Source organism: Rhizomicrobium sp. (genome assembly GCF_056722145.1).
Genome location: NZ_JBWZET010000270.1, coordinates 1 through 2,635 on the forward strand (window position 1 = coordinate 1; position 2,635 = coordinate 2,635).

At 64.8% G+C, this 2,635-nt stretch carries 4 protein-coding genes; 1 reads left to right on the forward strand and 3 read right to left on the reverse strand.

The window, feature by feature from the left end; all coding sequences use genetic code 11:
- Positions 1-135: 135 nt before the first annotated feature.
- Together AC1P6P_RS14190 and AC1P6P_RS14195 are read right to left on the reverse strand one after the other, a co-directional pair.
- Positions 136-654 carry a hypothetical protein gene (locus AC1P6P_RS14190; protein WP_481403095.1) on the reverse strand — a complete coding sequence of 173 codons (519 nt, stop codon included), beginning with the start codon at positions 652-654 and terminating at the stop codon, positions 136-138.
- Positions 642-1,661: a COX15/CtaA family protein gene (locus AC1P6P_RS14195; protein WP_481403096.1), complete on the reverse strand. Its 1,020-nt coding sequence runs from the start codon at positions 1,659-1,661 to the stop codon at positions 642-644. The genes AC1P6P_RS14190 and AC1P6P_RS14195 overlap by 13 nt, the downstream gene beginning before the upstream one ends.
- A 92-nt stretch (positions 1,662-1,753) precedes the next feature.
- Here AC1P6P_RS14195 and AC1P6P_RS14200 point away from each other — a divergent pair, with 92 nt between their 5' ends.
- Positions 1,754-1,960, forward strand: a complete 207-nt coding sequence (locus AC1P6P_RS14200; protein ID WP_481403097.1) for a DUF2842 domain-containing protein — start codon at positions 1,754-1,756, stop codon at positions 1,958-1,960.
- Positions 1,961-2,113: 153 nt separating this feature from the next.
- Here AC1P6P_RS14200 and AC1P6P_RS14205 read toward each other — a convergent pair.
- On the reverse strand, positions 2,114-2,635 hold a 522-nt coding region (locus AC1P6P_RS14205; RefSeq protein ID WP_481403098.1), incomplete at its 5' end, for an HPF/RaiA family ribosome-associated protein.

The window sequence follows — 2,635 nt, forward strand, 5'->3', positions numbered from 1 at the left end:
GTATTAACGCGCGTAAAGTGCTGAAAGTACCGCACAGAATTTCGTGCGCGTCGTTGCAACCGTCTTGTCGAAAAAACCTGGGTCCCCTTCCCCTTCAGCCGCTACGCGGCTTCCGGCCGGGGATGACAGTTCTGGTTACGGCCCGACCGTGTAGCCGTCTTCGGGTTTCACCCAGACGACCGTCTGCGAATATTCCGGCTTGAGTTTGCCGTCGAGCGTCACCTGGGCAGTCAGCTTGTCGCCGACAGGAACGTAGGTGGTGCAGACTTCCTTGCCGAACATATCCTTGAAGGCGCCCGCGATCTTCGCCCGCAAAGCGGCGGCTTGGTCGTCGGGCAGCGCGGCGCCGTTGACGGTGAGGGTCGCGACATCAATGTCTTCCTTGCGCACCGGCCCGCACACCGCCTCGCCCTTCATGGTCACGGTCGATACCGTTTTCATCACCAGCACCGGATTGGGCGACAGCAGCACCTCGGCGGTGTTGAGGATCGCCCCGTCGCGCCGCAGCGAATAGCTCGACAGCGCGCCGCAGGTTTTCTTCTCCAGATTGGGTCGATAGCACTGGATTTTCCCGGCCAACCCCTCGGCGAGCGGATCGGCGTGCGCCGCCGCAAACGCAACCGCAAGCGCGGCAACCGCCATCACACAACGCATCTTAACCCCCTCTTCAGTTCGAACGTCAGCCACAGCGCCGCCGAGAACAGCAGCGCCGCCACCACCTGATGCAGCGCCGCCAGCGCCACCGGCACCTGCCACAGCAATGTGAAGACGCCCAGCGCCACCTGCGCCACGGTCACGCCCAGCACGGTATTGGCGGCGCGCCGGGCCATCGGCGCCGGGTGTTTTGTCCTCAGCCACGACCAGAAAAACCATGCGAACGCGGCGACGCCATAGGCGACCATGCGGTGATCGAACTGGGCAAGGCCCGGGTTCTCGAAGACGCTCAGCCAGCCGTCGCTGAAGGCGCGTTCCGGCACCAGCCGCCCGTCCATGTCGGGCCAGGTGTTGTACATCAGCCCGGCGTGCAGGCCGGCGACCAGCGCACCCAGCAGCATCTGAACGAACACCAGCCCTGTGAACCACCCGGCCAGCCGCGTCGCCTTGTCGGCCCGCGCCGTGCTGCGCCCGCGCAGGTATTCGAGTGCCACCCACAGGATGGCGCCGAGCAACGCCACCGCAACGCCGAGATGGATCGCCAGCCGGTATTGCGACACCGCGACTCGAATCTCAAGTCCGCTCTCGACCATCCACCAGCCGACGAAGCCTTGCAGCCCGCCCATCAGGAACAGCGCCAGCATCCGCCGCCAGTCTTTGCGCCCGATGGCGCCGGTCGCGGCGAACCACAGGAACGGCACCAGGAAAACGAAGCCGATGGCGCGGCCGAGGAAGCGGTGCGCCCACTCCCACCAGAAGATGCCCTTGAAGGCCTCCAGGGTCATGCCGGCGTTTTCGAGCCGGTATTGCGGGATTTGCTGATACTTGGCGAAAGCGGCTTGCCAATCGGCATGACTGAGCGGCGGCAGCGCGCCAATGATCGGGTCCCATTCCGTGATGGAAAGTCCTGAGCCGGTCAGCCGCGTCAGGCCGCCGACCGCCAGCATGGCGACGATCAGCGCCGCCACCGCCAGCAACCACAGCCCGACGGTGCGATCGTTCGACAAACGGGGAAAGCTCGTTGACGCAGCCGTGCTCATGACCAAGAGTGATAGGTGATCCGCCGCCGGGCGGTCAATTCACGTCTTGTGAAACCCGCATGAGCCCGCACCTCAAAAAGCTGATCGGAACGCTTATCGCCCTCGTCTGGCTGGTGATCTATTGCGGCCTGGCGATGGGCATCGGCGTCCGCCTCCTGCCCCACGCCGGGGCGCTGGTGCGCTTTCTCTATTACCTCCTCGCCGGCACCCTCTGGATCATCCCCATCGGCCTGATGCTGCCATGGATGCACCGCGACAGCAGGTAAAGAACACTGCAAATCAAAGAAGAGGCACGCGGAGGCGCGGAGAAATTTTCTTCGTGGAACGGGCAGCGGCTCCGCTCGCACGATATACTCCTCCGCGGCTCCGCGTGAGCTCTCTTTCAAACCGCCAGCCCGGATTTGACCCAGGAGGAAAGTTCAGGCTGCGTTCCGTGGTGCGGCGTGGCGGCGTTCGCGCAGGGTTTCGCCTTTCACCCGCCCGATATGATCCTGGAGCTGCCGCGTCGCGGTCGCAAAGGCGTCACGCAACGCCGTGCCGAGGTCGTCGAACGCCGGGCCGTCGCTCGAAGCCGCCTTGGCGGCGATTTCGCATCCAGGCAACGTCATGTCGATGGCGACGCGGAATTCCTTGACCTTGCGATGCTCGTGCTTGGGCGCTTCCACCGTGACGCGGCAGTTCTGGATACGTCCGAATTTGCGCCCCAGCTTGGCGGCGTATTTGTGCGCGGCGGCCTGCGCCGACACCGACGCGTCCATGTTGCGGAACACCACCGATACCGGCAGGCTGTTGCCCGAGACGGTCAGCACATGTCCGTTGGCAGCGCTGACCGGCCGCGCCGCCTTGAGCAGGATCACCGACAGCTTTTCCCATAGCGCATCGACGCCGAGCCCGGCGAGATTTTTCGGCACCTGATGGGCGAGCGTCGCACGCACCCGCGC